The sequence below is a fragment of the Terrabacter sp. C0L_2 genome (assembly GCF_036352015.1).
GTDB lineage: Bacteria > Actinomycetota > Actinomycetes > Actinomycetales > Dermatophilaceae > Terrabacter > Terrabacter tumescens.
This window is the reverse complement of record NZ_CP143557.1, coordinates 4,704,819-4,719,781: the sequence shown is the minus strand read 5'-3', so window position 1 is coordinate 4,719,781 and position 14,963 is coordinate 4,704,819. Positions and strand designations below refer to the sequence as shown.

The window sequence follows — 14,963 nt, the reverse complement described above, 5'->3', positions numbered from 1 at the left end:
CGTAGTGCGCCGTGGGGCGTCCTCCGCGCACCGGTCGCCCAGCCCGTGGACGTGGTCGGGGGCAGTCCGGACGGCATGTAAGGTAAGCCTTACCTACTAGGCGAGCTGTCGACCCGACCGGCTCGTCTCCCGGATCACGAAGGCAGCTCACATGACCTCCCGTTCCCACCTGACCATCGGCGTCGCCATCGCGACGGCCGGCGCGCTGGCCCTGACGGCCTGCGGTTCCGGCTCGTCCGCGGACGGCGGATCGGCCGGTGGCTCGGGCAGCATCACCGTCTACAACGCCCAGCACGAGAGCCTGACCCAGGAGTGGGTCGACGCGTTCACCAAGCAGACCGGCATCAAGGTCACCGTGCGCAACGGTTCCGACACCGAGCTGTCCAACCAGCTCATGCAGGAGGGCGCGGCGTCGCCGGCCGACGTCTTCCTCACCGAGAACAGCCCCGCGATGACGCAGGTCGAGAACGCCGGCCTCTTCGCCGACGTCGACAAGGCCACGCTCGACCAGGTGCCGGCCGAGTTCCGCCCGTCCACGGGCAAGTGGACCGGCATCGCGGCCCGCTCGACCGTCCTCGTCTACGACAAGCGCAAGGTCCAGCAGAACCAGCTCCCCGCCTCGATGCTCGACCTCGCCAAGCCGGAGTGGAAGGGCCGCTGGGCCGCCTCCCCGTCGGGCGCCGACTTCCAGGCCATCGTCTCGGCGCTGCTCGAGCTCAAGGGCGAGGCCGTCACCAAGGACTGGCTCACGGCGATGAAGACCAACGCCAAGGTCTACAAGGGCAACAGCACCGCGATGAAGGCCGTCAACTCCGGCGAGGTCGAGACTGCGCTGATCTACCACTACTACTACTACGGCGACCAGGCCAAGACCGGTGAGAACTCGGCCAACGTCGGCACCCACTACTTCAAGAACGAGGACCCGGGCGCCTTCGTCTCCGTCTCCGGTGGTGGCGTGCTCAAGTCGTCGAAGAACGCCGCGGCCGCCCAGTCGCTGCTGAAGTTCATCACCGGCAAGACCGGCCAGGAGGTGCTGCAGAAGGGCACGTCGTTCGAGTACGCCGTCGGCTCCGACGTGCCCTCCAACGCGGCGCTCGTGCCGCTGAAGGACCTCCAGGCGCCCAAGGTCGACCCCGCCAAGCTCAACTCCGCCACGGTCACCGATCTGATGACCCAGGCTGGTCTGCTGTAGTTCTCTGGTGACCACCGACCTCACCGCACCGGGCGCGCACCGCGCGACCGACACCGGCACGGCCCCCACGCCGGGCCCGGGCACCCGCCCGGGCCCGGCGTCCGGGCGTCGTCGACCACCGGTCCTGGCGGTCATCGCCGTGCTCATCGCGCTGTTCTCGCTCATGCCGCTCGGCTACGTCGTCGCCATGACGGTGGCGACCGGCTGGGACACCGCGGTCGCCCTGATCTTCCGGGCCCGGGTCGGTGAGCTGCTCCTCAACACGATCCTGCTCATGGTCCTCTCGGTGCCGCTGTGCCTCGTGCTCGGCGTCGGGGGAGCGTGGCTCGTCGAGCGGACCCAGCTGCGCGGCAGCAGGTTCTGGGCCCTCGCGCTCGCCGCGCCGCTCGCGATCCCGGCCTTCGTCAACAGCTACGGCTGGGTCTCGGCGGTCCCCTCGCTGGCCGGCCTCTGGTCGGGCGTGCTCATCTCGGTGCTGTCCTACTTCCCCCTCGTCTACATCCCGGCCGCCGCGACCCTGAGCCGCCTCGACCCCTCCCTCGAGGAGTCCGCGGCCGCGCTCGGCCTCGGCCCGTGGCAGGTGTTCCGCCGGGTCGTGCTGCCCCAGCTGCGCCTGGCGATGACCGGCGGCGCGCTGCTCGTCGGGCTGCACCTGCTCGCCGAGTACGGCGCCTTCGCGATGATCCGCTTCGACACCTTCACGACGGCGATCATGGTGCAGTACCAGTCGACCTTCAACGGCTCCGCCGGCAACATGCTCGCGAGCGTCCTCGTCGTGCTCTGCCTGCTCCTGCTCGTCGCCGAGGTGCGCAGCCGCGGCACCGCCCGCTATGCCCGCGTCGGTTCGGGCGGCCAGGCGGCCCCGGGTCGTATGCCGTTGCGCCGGCTCCACGTGCCGGCCCAGCTCGCGCTCCTGCTCCTCGTCGTGCTCGCCGTCGGCGTGCCGATGTGGTTCGTCGTGCGGTGGGTCGTGCTCGGCGGCTCGGCGATCTGGGCGCCCGACGAGCTGGTCCCCGCCCTCGTCCAGACGCTCCTCTACGGCGTGGCGGGCGCGGCGGCGACGACGCTCGTGGCCTTCCCGATGGCCTTCCTCGCGGTGCGCCGGCCGAGCTGGTTCACCCGCTCGCTCGAGCTGTCCAACTACGTCACGAGCTCGATGCCGGGCATCGTCGTCGGACTCGCGTTCGTCACGGTGAGCATCCGGTTCCTGCCGGGCGTCTACCAGACGGCCTTCGTGCTCGTCGCGGCCTACGTGCTGCTCTTCCTGCCCCGTGCGCTCGTCAGCCTGCGCTCGGGTCTGGCCCAGGCGCCGCGCGAGCTCGAGGAGGCGGCCCAGGCGCTCGGGGTGCCGCCGCTGCTCGCCTTCGCCAAGGTCACCCTGCGCCTCGCAGCGCCGGCGGCCGCCGGGGGAGCGGCCCTCGTCTTCCTCGCCATCGTCAACGAGCTGACGGCGACCCTGCTGCTCTCGCCCAACGGCACCCGCACCCTCGCGACGGAGTTCTGGGCCAAGAGCAGCGAGATCGACTATGCCGGCGCCGCGCCGTACGCCCTGCTCATGGTCGTGCTCTCGGCGCCGATGACCTACCTGCTCTTCCAGCAGTCCAAGAAAGCGGCCGGACAATGACGACGACGACCACGACCACCCCGGACCAGCACGACCCCGCAGCGCGCGGTCGCCTCGAGGTCGACGGCTTCGTCAAGAGCTTCGGCTCGCAGCAGGTGCTGCGCGGTGTCACGCTCTCGGTCGACCCGGGCAGCACGACGGCCATCGTCGGCCCGTCGGGCTCGGGCAAGACGACCCTGCTGCGGCTCATCGCCGGCTTCGAGCGGGCCGAGGCCGGCTCGGTGGTGCTGAGCGGTCGGACGCTCGCCGCTGGCGACGCGTGGGTGCCGGCGCACCACCGTGGCGTCGGCTACGTCGCGCAGGACGGCGCCCTCTTCCCGCACCTCACCGTGGGCCAGAACATCGCTTTCGGCATCGACACGTCCCGGCTGCAGGGACGCAAGGCCACGCGCGCCAAGGTCGCCGAGCTTCTCGAGATGGTTTCGCTCGACGCGGCCCTCGCCGCCCGCCGACCCCACGAGATCTCGGGTGGCCAGCAGCAGCGCGTCGCGCTCGCCCGTGCCCTCGCCCGTGAGCCGGAGCTCATGCTGCTCGACGAGTCGTTCTCGGCCCTCGACGCCGGCCTGCGGGTCGCGACCCGGCGCACCGTGTCCAAGGTGCTCCAGGACGCCGGCATCACCACGGTCCTCGTCACCCACGACCAGGCGGAGGCGCTGAGCTTCGCCGACCAGGTGGCCGTCATGCGGGACGGGCTGCTCGCCCAGGTCGACAGCCCGCTCGAGGTCTACACCCGGCCCGTCGACCGGGCCACGGCCGAGTTCCTCGGCGACGCCGTCATGCTCGAGGCCTGGGTCGACGGCGACATGGCGACCTGCTCGCTCGGGGCCGTCCGGCTCGCGCCGACGGCGCACCGGGGCCGGGTCCAGCTCATGCTGCGGCCCGAGCAGATCCGGGTCGACGAGCACGGTCCCATCCGTGGCGTCGTCGTCGACACCGACTACTTCGGCCCCGAGAGCACGGTCCGGCTCGAGCTCACCTCCGGACGCGAACCCGGTTGCGAGACATCGGCGCTCGCGCGCAGCGGCGAGATCATCAGCATCCGTCACTCCAACGCGTTCATCGCGGCCAAGGGCACCGAGCTGAGGCTGCGCATCGAGGGCGAGGCCATCGCCTTCCCTCCTGACGCCTGACCCGGGTGCTCGACGGGCGTCCGGTCATCGCGACGCCGGGTGTGGGACTGAACCCCACGAACGGGGTCAACGCCCGGCCTCTCCCAGCGCGGGACCTTGTTCCCTAGCCGGAAGGGGGCAGAGCGCGAACAGTTGGAGTGGAGGGACGGGGGTCCGGTCCCTCGCACGCTGACCGGAGGGAAGATGGCTGCTTCGAGGTGGCGCGGGAGCGAACGGGCCCGGCCGTGAGCACCCGCGCGCGCACCACCCCTGTCCACGCTCACGCAGGTCGGGAACCGGCGCGTGCAGACCCGTCCTGGGTGAGCCTGTACCGGGTGGGCGCCTTCGCGGCGCTGGTCTACGTGGTCCTCGTCGTGGTGCCCGTGGTCCTGGTGTTCGCTGCCCCGGTGCCGCCGACAGACGGCGGGGCCCTGATGACCTACATCGCCGCGCACCGTGGCGTGTACCTGACCGAGCTGGTCTGCTTCGTCGGGCTGAGCGTGCCGGCGCTGGTGGTGTTCGCGGCGGTGGCCGCCGCCCTCAAGGAGGTCAACAAGAGCGTCGCGCTCATCGGCGGGCTGTTCGGCGTCGTCTCCGAGACCATCGCGCTCGCGCTCGGCAGCAGTCCGCAGTCGCTGCACGGGGGACTCGTCGTGCTCAGCAGCTCCTACGCCGCGGCGGCGAGCGATGCCCAGCGCGCCGGTGTGGCCAGCGCCGCAGACGCGCTGATCGCCGCGACCAACGCCGTGTCCTGGGCGGGAATCCTCACAGCAGCCGCCATCCTCATCCTGTCCTCCGCCATGCCCCGCAGCGACTTCGGCCGCAGCGTCGCGCTGGTCGGAGTCGTGGCGGGCACGGTCGGCATCCTCGCGGAGGCCTTCCGGCCCGTCATCGGCTCGGCCTATCTCGTCTACGGACTGCTGCTGCCGGCCTGGTTCGCCCTGGTGGGCTGGAAGCTCTTCGGGCTTCGGCGCAACCTCGCCTGAGCACGTGCGGGCGGTCGCCCGGGTGACCGGCGGGCCGGATCCGGCTTCAGGCACTCGTGGAAGAGCACCAAGCACTCGTCCGGCCTGGATTCCATGCCGACGTACACGTCGGTCATGAAGGAGACCGCCCGATACGCCTGGTCGAGTATCGGGGGATCGGGCACATTCGAATCGGGCGCAAGAGCGCGACGTTCCCGCTGTTGGCCGAGGGGGCGTCATCGATCCGAGTTGCCAAGCGCAACTCGCGGCAGGAGAGGAATGTCCGCTACTCGCCGTTGGCCGTTGTTTCGAGTTGAGTCCATAGCGTTGGTGTACGACGATCCCGGTGAGCGTGTCCTGCTGATGTAGGTGCGGTCACCGCTGTGATCCTTCGAGTGATCTCTCACAACCGACTCGAAGAAGGACACGACGATGACCGCGAACCCCATTATTGACCCCGACGGCTTCCTGCACGAGCATCTCGCCCAGGCCAGCCCTGACTTGATGCGGGAGCTGCTGACCACGTTCATCAACGCCCTGCTGTCCGCGCAGGCCGACAGCGTGTGCGGCGCCGACTACGGCACCCGCTCGGCGGACCGGGTCAACAGCCGCAACGGGTACCGCCACCGCGACCTCGACACCCGCGCCGGCACCCTCGACATCGCCGTGCCGAAGCTGCGCGAGGGGTCCTTCTTCCCGGAGTGGCTGCTCGAGCGGCACCGCCGCGCCGAGGCGGCCCTGACGACGGTGGTCGCGACCTGTTACCTGCTCGGGGTGTCGACCCGCCGGATGGACAAGCTGGTGCGGTCCTTGGGGATCACGGGCCTGTCCAAGTCGCAGGTGTCGGTGATGGCCAAGGACCTCGACGAGCAGGTCGCCGCGTTCCGCACCCGCCCGTTGAATGACGGGCCGTACACCTTCGTCGCGGCCGACGCGTTGACGATGAAGGTCCGCGAGGCCGGCCGGGTGGTCAAGGTCGCGGTGATGGTGGCGACCGGGGTGAACGCCGACGGTTACCGTGAGGTCCTCGGGATCCACACCGCTACAACAGAATCCGGCCCCGGCTGGCTGGGCTTCTTCCGTGACCTGACCGCCCGCGGGCTGTCCGGGGTCGCCCTCGTCACCTCGGATGCGCACGCTGGCCTCGTCGAGGCGATCGGGGCGACCCTGCCCTCCGCGTCCTGGCAACGGTGCCGCACCCACTACGCCGCGAACCTGATGTCGGTGACCCCGAAGTCCCAGTGGGGGTGGGTCCGGGCGCTGCTGCACAGCGTGTACGACCAACCCGACGCCGAGGCCGTCCACGCCCAGTTCGACCGGGTCCTGGAGGGCCTGTACGAGAAGCTCCCCGCCGTGGCCGAGCACCTCGAGCTGGCCCGCGCGGACATCCTCGCGTTCACCGTCTTCCCGAAGGAGATCTGGCGTCAGATCTGGTCGAACAACCCGAACGAGCGGCTCAACCGGGAGATCCGCCGCCGCACCGACGTCGTGGGCATCTTCCCCAACCGCGAAGCGGTCATCCGGCTCGTCGGGGCGGTCCTGGCCGAGCAGCACGACGAGTGGGCCGAGCAACGCCGCTACCTCGGCATCGACGCGCTCAAGAACGCCCGCACCGTCGTGACCGACCGCACCACAAGGGACCAGCCGAAGGAGGTGGAGGCCGAACTGATCGCCGGCACGATCAACCTCTAACCGAACAACCCCGACGGATCACCGTCGTACACCACCCATCGGGACCTTGACCCCGTTTCGTCTATCCAATCGACAGCCTCGTCGGTCAGTTGTGTCTCACCCTCATGTGAGTCCCCAGCCCACCAGTGCGGGTCTCGTCGGCCCGCAGTGATGGTCAGAATCTCGTCCAAGAGGTCGTCGGGCAGGGGCTCACCGTTGTGTTCGACGAGCCAGGTCTGGGTGGAAGGAGCTAGGCGCGGCCACACCTGTGACATCTCCATGGTTTGATGCTTCCCAGGCACCGCCGCGAAAGCAATAGCGCTGTCATCGGCACGTCCGTGAAACGTCTTCCCTCGGGCGTAAACGACCAAGGTCGCGCTGACCATGCAGTCGACCGCGGCGTCGCCTCTCGACGTCAGGGCATCGGCACGGGGACGTCGGTGCCTCCCTGCGGCGTGATGCGTGACCGCACGCGGACGACGCTCGGCATCGGCACGAAGCCGCCGGCGAGTAGCGCCTCGCCCTGCCGGAAGCGGGCCGCCTGCGCCAGCAGGCCCTGCGGCACGAAGCCGAAGACCGACGCGAGCTGCGCGAGGTCGTCGCGCGAGTTCATCCGCATCAGGGTCAGGTTGTCGCACTGCGACACGATGCCGGCGTGCACCTTCGAGGGCCGCTGCGTCGACAGCAGCAGCCACAGCCCGTACTTGCGGCCCTCGGCGGCGATCTGGATGAGCCGGTCGCGGACCGCGACGCCCAGCGGCGTCTCGGGGTCGGGCGGGCAGAGGTTGTGCGCCTCGTCGACGACGATGAGCAGGGGCCGGCGCTCGGCGCGCCGCTCCCACAGGTCGTCGAGGACGGCGAGCGCGACGGTCAGCTGCTCCTCGTGCCGGTCGTAGCCGCCGAGGTCGAGCACCGTGGCTGCCGGCCGGCGGGCGATGACGTCGGTCGCCGAGGCCCCCCCGAACGCCCACGTCGTGCTCCACTCCACGACCCCGAGGTTCTCGAGGCGCTGGGCCAGCGCCTCGGCGTCCGGGTCGCCCAGCGAGCGCAGGTACGGCACGATCTTCTCCGCCTCGACCGCGTTGAAGTCGCTGTCGAAGAGGCGCAGCAACGCGTTGTACTCGGCTCGGTCGACGACGGGGTCGAGCCGCAGCACCGCGGCCTTGGCGCGCGCGTTCATGTCGGTGAAGCGCACCCGCAGCGGCGAGTCCGGGTCGTTCGGCCGCAGGACGACCACCTCGCGCTCGCGCAGCGCCCGGGCCTGGCCCGGCTCGGCCTCGCCGGCCTGCTCGTGGAGGCGCACGAAGTCGCTGTTGGGGTCCAGGACGAGCATCGGCAGCCGCGTCGTCAGCAGGATCCTCTCGAGCAGCACGCCGAGCGCGTACGTCTTGCCCGACCCGCTCTGCCCGCACCAGAAGGTGTGCCGGTTGAGCCGGTTGGGCACGAGTGCCACCCCGACGTCGTCCTGGCCCGCAAGCTGCCCGAGGTAGAGCTCCGGGTCGCTCCCGGACAGCAGGCGCTGCACCGCGTCGGGTCGCGTCGGCCGGACCACGGCGTGGTGCCACGGCGCGTCCGCGGGACGGCTCGAGCGGCTCGCGCCGCCGACCGGCACGAGGGTTCCGGAGGCCGAGAAGCCGGCGCCGTCGCCCGCACCACCGACGTCCACGACGTCCTCGACGAAGGCGAGCAGTCCGTCCTCGCCCTCGATCTCGAGGTAGTCGCCGGGGACCGGTCGCTCGGCCACGGGTCCGTGCGCGACGAACGAGCGTCCGTCCGGTGACTCCAGGTGGGTCAGGCCCGACGACCGAGCGGTGGACGGGTCGAGGTCGACGTTGCCTGCCATGCGTCCATGATGGCCACGAGTGACGGGCTGCGGGACCCCTCCGGGCCCACCGGGTGGCTCGCCACAGCCAGATTCACCCCGCACGGGTGAGCGACGGGCGCACCTGACCGTCCATGCTCGGACGAGGGACGGGCGCGACGGGAGGGGCAGTGGAGCAGTCGGACTTCGTGCACAACGGGCAGAAGGTCGGTCTCGTCATGGCCTCCGTCGTGACCCCCTCGACGCTGGCGCCCTCGCTGTCGAGGCGCTCCTGGCAGGACCAGGGACTCATCACCGGCCTGTCGACCGGAGCGAGCTACCTGCTCGCCCTGTCGTCCCAGGACGTCATCGACGTCGTGGCCCGGGGAGTGGAGGGGGCGGCCGCCGCGTGGGGCTGGTTCCCCGACGACTGGCCCGACTCGCGGCGAAGCTCGGTCGCGGCCCTGGGCTGCGAGCTGGCGGTGGCGCCGCTGGGACTCGGCGCCGCGGCATACCTCGACCGTCGTGGTGTCGCCACGGGCACCGACGGGCTGCTGCGGCAGGCCGCCTGGCGGATCGGCTCGAGCGCCCTGTGCGGCACGGTGCTCATCGGCGCGACCGCGGGGGTACGCCGACTCGACCGGGCGCTCGGTGCCGACGGTCGGATCGCCGCCCTGCCCCTGTCGATCCCGGTCGGCCTCGCCGCGTCGGCCGTCATCGAGCGCGCGCGGCGCTCCGGGTCCGAGCGCGGGCTCGACACCGTTGACGACGTCCCGACGGTCAGGGGTCTGCTCGCCGGTGGCGGCGTGCTCGCGGTCCTCTACGGCGCCGGCTGGGCCGAGCGGTGGACGGCCCAGCAGGTGCGGCGGCTCGCGCCGGGTGCGACCCCCGGGTCCGGGCTCGCCTGGCAGCTCGCCTCGCACGCAGCCTTCCTCGCCGGCGGCAGCGTCCTCGTCAGCGCGCTGTGGACCCGGGTCATGCAACGCATCGAGGCCGTCACGACCACGGTCGACCCGTGGATGCAGGAGGCGGCGGGCGTGTGGACGAGCCCCATGGTGAGCGGCGACCCGGCCAGCCTCGTCCCCTGGGAGTCGCTCGGGCGCGAGGGCCGCCGGCACGCCGTGACCTACGTGCGCCCCTCGCCGGTCGTGGAGCGCCGGACCCTGCCGGACGGCAGCGTGCCGTCGGACCTCTCCATCGAGACCGTGATGGGTGAGCCCGCTCGCGCGCACCCCGTGCAGGTCTTCGTCGGCCTCGACAGCGGCGCGACGCCGACGGAGCGCGTCGAGCTCGCGATCGCCGAGATGGACCGCACCGACGCATGGTCCCGTTCGCTGCTCGTGCTCGTGTCGCCGACCGGCACCGGCTACGTCAACTACGTCGCCATCGCCGCCGCGCAGTACCTGACGCGCGGTGACGTCGCGAGCGTCACGATGCAGTACTCCAAGCGCCCGTCGCCCCTGTCGCTCGGCAAGGTCCGGGACGCGCGCGAGCAGAACCGGCTGCTCTGGCTGCGCATCCTGCAGCGCGTGCGGGCCATGCCGCCCGACGAGCGACCCGAGGTCGTGCTCTTCGGCGAGTCGCTCGGCGCGCACACGAGCCAGGACGTCCTGCTCGGGTGGGGCACCCTCGGACCCCAGGCGCTCGGCATCGACCGCGCGCTGTGGATCGGCACACCCGGCGGCAGCACGTGGATGCACGAGGTCACCGGCGTCCCCCGGCCCGACGTCGACCCGTCGCTCGTCACCGTCGTCAACGACCACGAGCAGCTCGTGGCCCTCGGCGACGAGGCGCGCTCCCGGCTGCGCTACGTCCTGCTCAGCCACGACAACGACGGCGTCACGAAGTTCGGTCTCGACCTGCTGAACCGCAGGCCCGCCTGGCTCGGACCCGACCGCCCCCGCCGCGAGGACGTGCCGGGGAGGTCACCACGCGGCATACCTGCAGGGATGCGGTGGCGTCCGGTCACGACGTTCGTCCAGACGCTCGTCGACATGAAGAACGCGCAGGTGCCCGGCCCTTTCGCCGCGTGGGCCCACGACTACCGCGCCGACCTGCCGGAGTTCATCCGGGACGTCTACGACCTGCAGTGCAGCGACGCGCAGATGGACGCGATCCAGGACGCCGTGCGCCGCCGCGAGGCCTACCGCGAAGGCGCCTTCGCCTGACATCGACCACCGAAGGAGGACCCATGGCCAAGTCACGACCCACGCCCGCCGCCCGCCTGGCCCCGCCCCACCCCGTGCGTCAGACCCGGGCGCGCCGCACCGTGTTCGCCGCCGGCGCCAGCACGTTCGCGGCCACCGTCATGCTCGTCGCCGGGCTCTTCCAGTTCGTCGAGGGCCTCGTGACGCTCGTCAACGGCCCGGAGTTCCTCGTGCGGACGGCGAGCTACGTCTTCGCCTTCAACGCCACCGCGTGGGGCTGGTTCCACATGGTCATCGGGCTCGGGGCCGCGGTCGCGGGCGCGTTCATCTTCACCGGCAACCCCGTCGCACGCTCGGTCGGCATCGCCTTCGCCGTGCTGTCAGCGCTCGCGAACTTCCTGTGGCTGCCGTCCTACCCGGTCTGGGCGATCATCGTCATCGCGCTCGACGTCATCGTCATCTGGGCGCTCAGCACCGTCGACCTCGGCGAGCTCTGACCCCTCCCGGCTGCCGGCGCCCTCAGCGGCGGGGCAGCATCGACGGGCCGAGCTCGAGCAGCTCGGCCCGCAGCGTCTCGTCGTCGACGTCCTCGAGCAGCGGGTCGATCCCGGCCTGCGCGACGCCGGCTCCGACGACGGAGACGGCGATGCGACGACGCAGGTCGGGCTCGGGCCCGAGCAGCAGCGCGGTGAGCCTCCCCACGAGCGAGTTGAGGTCGTCGTGCGTCGCCATGATGCGCTCGACCTCCGGGTCGCGCATGAGCGCCGCGACGACCTGCCGGTGGCCGATCATGAGGTCGACGAGCCCGCGCAGGGCCACCATGGCGGCCTCGTCGGGGGAGGGCTCGGCCTCGGCCGCGGTGACGAACGCGCGGAGGTCGACGAGCGCCTCCTCGAGCACCGCGAGGACGATGTCCTCCTTGGCGTGGAACTGGTAGTAGACGGCGGCCTTGGTGACGCCGAGGTGGTCGGCGATCATCTGCAGCGACGTGCCGGTGACGCCGTGCTCGCCGAAGAGCTCGACGGCGGCGTCGATGACGCGTCGGCGCCCGTGGCCGCGCGGGGCCTGCGGTCGGGCCATGACCTCTCCTCCTCGTCGCCGGTCCTGCCGGATGTCGTGCGCCGGGATGTCGTGGGCCCGGATGGCGTATGCCGGGTGCGTCCTGTCGGGACGACCTTCCTGGCGCTCGTCCCCGGCCCTCGTCCCCGGCGCTCGCCCCTAGGGCTCGACCCTGCGCGCTCGACCCGGCGTGGTGGGCGTCACCCTAGCGGAGCCAGCCGATCGGCTTGTCCCGAACTTAGCCGATCGGTTAACTTGGGACGCCGGGCAGCGCCGCCCGCCGACCCGTCAGCCCGCACCGCACCGCATCGCACCTGGAGTCACCCGATGGCCACCCTGCTCTACCGGATCGGATGCTTCGCGTTCGGTCGCCGCGGCGTCGTCGCGTCCGCCTGGTTCGTCCTGCTCGCCGTGCTCGCCGGGGTGCTGCTCACCCTGGGCAGCGCGCCGACCTCGAGCGTCACGATCCCCGGCACCGAGTCCCAGCGCGCGCTCGAGGCGCTCGCCCGGGAGTTCCCGCAGGCGAGCGGCGCGTCCGGCACCGTCGTCGTCCGGGCGCCTGAGGGTCAGACCGTCGTCGCGCCTGCCTCGAAGGCCGTCCTCGACGACGTCGTGGCCCGCGCCGCCAAGGTGCCCGGCGTCGTCGCGGCCCTCGGCCCGCTCGAGACCAAGGCGATCAGCCAGGACGGGCGCTTCGGGCTCGTCACGGTGCAGTTCGACAAGACGGCGGACGAGCTCACCCCCGAGCAGCGTTCTGCCTACGAGGCGCTCGGCGACGGCGCCCCTGCCGGCTGGGCCGTGGCCGCCGGCGGCGAGCCGCTCCTCGCCACCCCCGAGATCGGCTCGACCGAGGGCATCGGCGTGCTCGTCGCCCTCGTCGTGCTCGTCATCACATTCGGCTCGCTCGTCGCGGCCGGGATGACGATGGTCAACGCGCTCATCGGTGTCGGCGTCGGCATGATCGGCCTGCTCATCGTCGGCCACGCCGTCGAGCTCTCCAGCGTCACGCCGGTGCTCGCCCTCATGCTCGGCCTCGCCGTCGGCATCGACTACTCGCTCTTCATCACCTCGCGCTACCGGCACAACCTCGCGCTGGGCCTCGACCGGCAGGAGGCCGCGGGCCGCGCGGTCGGGACCGCGGGCACGGCCGTCGTCTTCGCCGGGCTCACCGTCATCATCGCCCTCGCCGGCCTGTCCGTCGTCGGCATCCCCTTCCTCACCGCCATGGGACTCGCCGCCGCCGGCACCGTCCTCGTCGCGGTCCTCGTCGCCGTCACCCTGCTGCCGGCGCTGCTCGGCTTCGCCGGTGACCGCGTGCTCTCGCGCCGGCAGCGCCGGGCCGACCGTGACGAGCCGGGGACCGACCTCGACGAGGCCTCGGGCAACCGCGGGTTCGCCTGGGGCCGCTTCACCGTCCGGCACCGCATCCCGGTGCTGCTCGCCGGCATCGTCGTCCTCGGGGCGGTCGCGGCGCCCGTCGCCGACATGCGACTGGCCCTGCCCGACGACGGCACCGCGCCGGTCACGAGCAGCAAGCGGGTGGCGTACGACCTCATCTCCGAGGGCTTCGGCGAGGGCTTCAACGGCCGGCTCGTCATGGTCGTCCACGGCGACTCGCAGCCGCAGGTGCAGCAGGCCACGGCCGGCGCCGCCAAGGCCGCCACCGGGCTCGGTGACGTCCTCGCGGTCGCGCCCGGCCAGACGAGCGCCGACGGTCGCACGACGATCCTCGCCATCATCCCGAAGTCGGGGCCGACCGCCGAGGCGACCTTCGACCTCGTGCGCGACCTACGCTCGGCGCTCGCGGTGACGGCCGGCGCCACGGGGGCAGAGATCTCGGTGACCGGGGTCACGGCCGTCGGCGTCGACGTCTCCGACAAGCTCGCTGCGGCCCTGCCCGTCTACCTGCTCGTCGTCGTCGGGCTGGGCTTCGTGCTGCTCATGCTGATGTTCCGCTCCCTGCTCGTGCCGCTCAAGGCCACGCTCGGCTTCCTGCTGACCGTCGGCGCGGCGTTCGGCGCCACCGTCGCGATCTTCCAGTGGGGCTGGCTGAGCTCGCTCGTCGGGCTCGACACCGCAGGCCCGCTCGTCAGCTTCCTGCCGATCCTGCTCATCGGCATCCTCTTCGGCCTCGCGATGGACTACGAGGTCTTCCTCGTCTCGCGCATGCGCGAGGACTTCGTCCACGGCGACACCGCCCGCGAGGCCGTGGTCGCCGGCGTCGGCCACGGGGCCCGCGTGGTCGTAGCGGCCGCGCTCATCATGATGTCGGTCTTCGCCGGCTTCGTGCTCGTCGACGACCCCATCATCAAGTCGATGGGCTTCGCGCTCGCGTTCGGTGTCGCGGTCGACGCGTTCGTCGTGCGCCTGTCGCTCGTGCCGGCAGTCATGTCGTTCCTCGGCGACAAGGCATGGTGGCTGCCGCGCTGGCTCGACCGGGCGCTGCCCAACGTCGACATCGAGGGCGAGAACCTCCGCGCGACAAGCGAACCCGCCGAGATGGCTGCCCGCTGACCCGAACGATCCCGTATGCCGTGTGCGAGAGGGGGCGCGGCATCCGGGGTCGCGTCGGGGTGGTCACGGGTCGTGACCGCCCCGGCTCTCAGCGGCGGGCGAGGACGACGAGCGCGACGAGGGCGGTGACCGCGAAGCCGGCGGCCGTCAGGGCGGTCCGCGCGATGCTCCGGCCCGCCGTCGTGGCGCCCGCCGTCGTGGCGCCCGCGTAGGCGCCGAGCAGGTGCCGCCCGTCGCGGTAGCGGCGCCGTGCACTGAGCGCCAGGTCGAGGCTCCACAACAGGCCGAGGACCGACACGGCATACCCCATCGCCCCGAGCTGCGGCGGCAGCACGCGCAGCCCGACGAGCGAGCCGACGGCCACCGACAGTGCCGTGCGGCGCCAGGCGAGCGACGTGCGCTCCGCCTGCATGCCCGCGTCGGGCACGGTCACAGCAGCAGCCCCACGAGGACCGCGAGCGCCACGAGCCCGAGCATGACGGCGATGGGGAGCTTGAGGCCCGACGAGGGCAGGGGAGCGAGGTGGCGCATCGCGCGCTCGGTGCGCACCCACGACAGCCACGCCTGGGCCGTGGCCGCGAGGCCCGCGAGGACGAGGACCATCGCGACGGTGACGCGCAGCCACGACGGCAGCGGCACCTGCAGGGCCTCGAGCGCGAGCCCGGCCGCGACGAACGCCAGTCCCGTGCGGATCCACGCGAGGAACGTGCGCTCGTTGGCGAGGCTGAAGCGGGGGTCCGGGTCCTCGCCCGCCTCGAAGACCGAGCGCGGGAAGCGCCGGTGGTCGTCCGTCGTCACTGCGTGGCCTCCTGGGACTGGCTGGTCGCGCGCATCGACGCGCTGGGTCGATCATCCCGCCACGTCGGCGCTCCACGCGCGCG

The 14,963-nt window shown here is 71.9% G+C and carries 12 protein-coding genes; 8 read left to right on the top strand and 4 right to left on the bottom strand.

The window, feature by feature from the left end:
• The first annotated feature begins 151 nt into the window (after nt 1–151).
• The 5 genes from U5C87_RS21970 to U5C87_RS21950 all read left to right on the top strand — a co-directional run bounded on the left by U5C87_RS21970 (nt 152) and on the right by U5C87_RS21950 (nt 6,582).
• A complete protein-coding gene (locus U5C87_RS21970; protein WP_330474508.1) occupies nt 152–1,192 on the top strand; it encodes an iron ABC transporter substrate-binding protein in 1,041 nt (346 codons plus the stop codon).
• Nucleotides 1,193–1,199: 7 nt separating this feature from the next.
• Entirely contained in the window at nt 1,200–2,816 is a 1,617-nt protein-coding gene (locus U5C87_RS21965) for an ABC transporter permease (RefSeq protein WP_443082087.1), read from the top strand.
• The gene (locus U5C87_RS21960; protein ID WP_330474507.1) at nt 2,813–3,946 is read left to right on the top strand and encodes an ABC transporter ATP-binding protein; all 1,134 of its coding nucleotides are present in this window, start codon (nt 2,813–2,815) and stop codon (nt 3,944–3,946) included. Before U5C87_RS21965 ends, U5C87_RS21960 begins: the two co-directional genes overlap by 4 nt.
• Nucleotides 3,947–4,245: 299 nt before the next feature.
• Nucleotides 4,246–4,911, top strand: a complete 666-nt coding sequence (locus tag U5C87_RS21955; protein ID WP_330474506.1) for a hypothetical protein — start codon at nt 4,246–4,248, stop codon at nt 4,909–4,911.
• A 411-nt stretch (nt 4,912–5,322) separates the two neighbouring features.
• On the top strand, nt 5,323–6,582 hold the full coding sequence (locus U5C87_RS21950) for an IS256 family transposase (RefSeq protein ID WP_330474505.1): 1,260 nt from the start codon (nt 5,323–5,325) through the stop codon (nt 6,580–6,582).
• A 394-nt stretch (nt 6,583–6,976) separates the two neighbouring features.
• Here the strand turns inward: U5C87_RS21950 and U5C87_RS21945 are convergent, their stop codons facing one another.
• Nucleotides 6,977–8,404 carry an ATP-binding protein gene (locus tag U5C87_RS21945; protein WP_330474504.1) on the bottom strand — a complete coding sequence of 476 codons (1,428 nt, stop codon included), beginning with the start codon at nt 8,402–8,404 and terminating at the stop codon, nt 6,977–6,979.
• Nucleotides 8,405–8,553: 149 nt separating this feature from the next.
• Between U5C87_RS21945 and U5C87_RS21940 the strand changes: the two genes are divergently transcribed.
• On the top strand, nt 8,554–10,530 hold the full coding sequence (locus U5C87_RS21940) for an alpha/beta-hydrolase family protein (protein ID WP_330474503.1): 1,977 nt from the start codon (nt 8,554–8,556) through the stop codon (nt 10,528–10,530).
• A gap of 23 nt (nt 10,531–10,553) precedes the next feature.
• Nucleotides 10,554–11,006: a DUF7144 family membrane protein gene (locus U5C87_RS21935; RefSeq protein ID WP_330474502.1), complete on the top strand. Its 453-nt coding sequence runs from the start codon at nt 10,554–10,556 to the stop codon at nt 11,004–11,006.
• Between the two features lie 22 nt (nt 11,007–11,028).
• Here U5C87_RS21935 and U5C87_RS21930 read toward each other — a convergent pair whose 3' ends face one another.
• Entirely contained in the window at nt 11,029–11,589 is a 561-nt protein-coding gene (locus tag U5C87_RS21930; RefSeq protein WP_330474501.1) for a TetR/AcrR family transcriptional regulator, read from the bottom strand.
• 306 nt (nt 11,590–11,895) lie between these two features.
• On the opposite strand from U5C87_RS21930, the gene U5C87_RS21925 reads away from it, so the two are divergent.
• Entirely contained in the window at nt 11,896–14,082 is a 2,187-nt protein-coding gene (locus U5C87_RS21925) for an MMPL family transporter (protein ID WP_330474500.1), read from the top strand.
• Between the two features lie 88 nt (nt 14,083–14,170).
• On the opposite strand, the gene U5C87_RS21920 is transcribed toward U5C87_RS21925, so the two are convergent.
• Nucleotides 14,171–14,515: a DUF202 domain-containing protein gene (locus U5C87_RS21920; protein WP_330474499.1), complete on the bottom strand. Its 345-nt coding sequence runs from the start codon at nt 14,513–14,515 to the stop codon at nt 14,171–14,173.
• Nucleotides 14,512–14,880 (bottom strand): YidH family protein, encoded by a 369-nt coding sequence (locus U5C87_RS21915; protein ID WP_030193879.1) that lies wholly within the window; start codon nt 14,878–14,880, stop codon nt 14,512–14,514. Before U5C87_RS21915 ends, U5C87_RS21920 begins: the two co-directional genes overlap by 4 nt.
• Nucleotides 14,881–14,963: the final 83 nt, after the last annotated feature.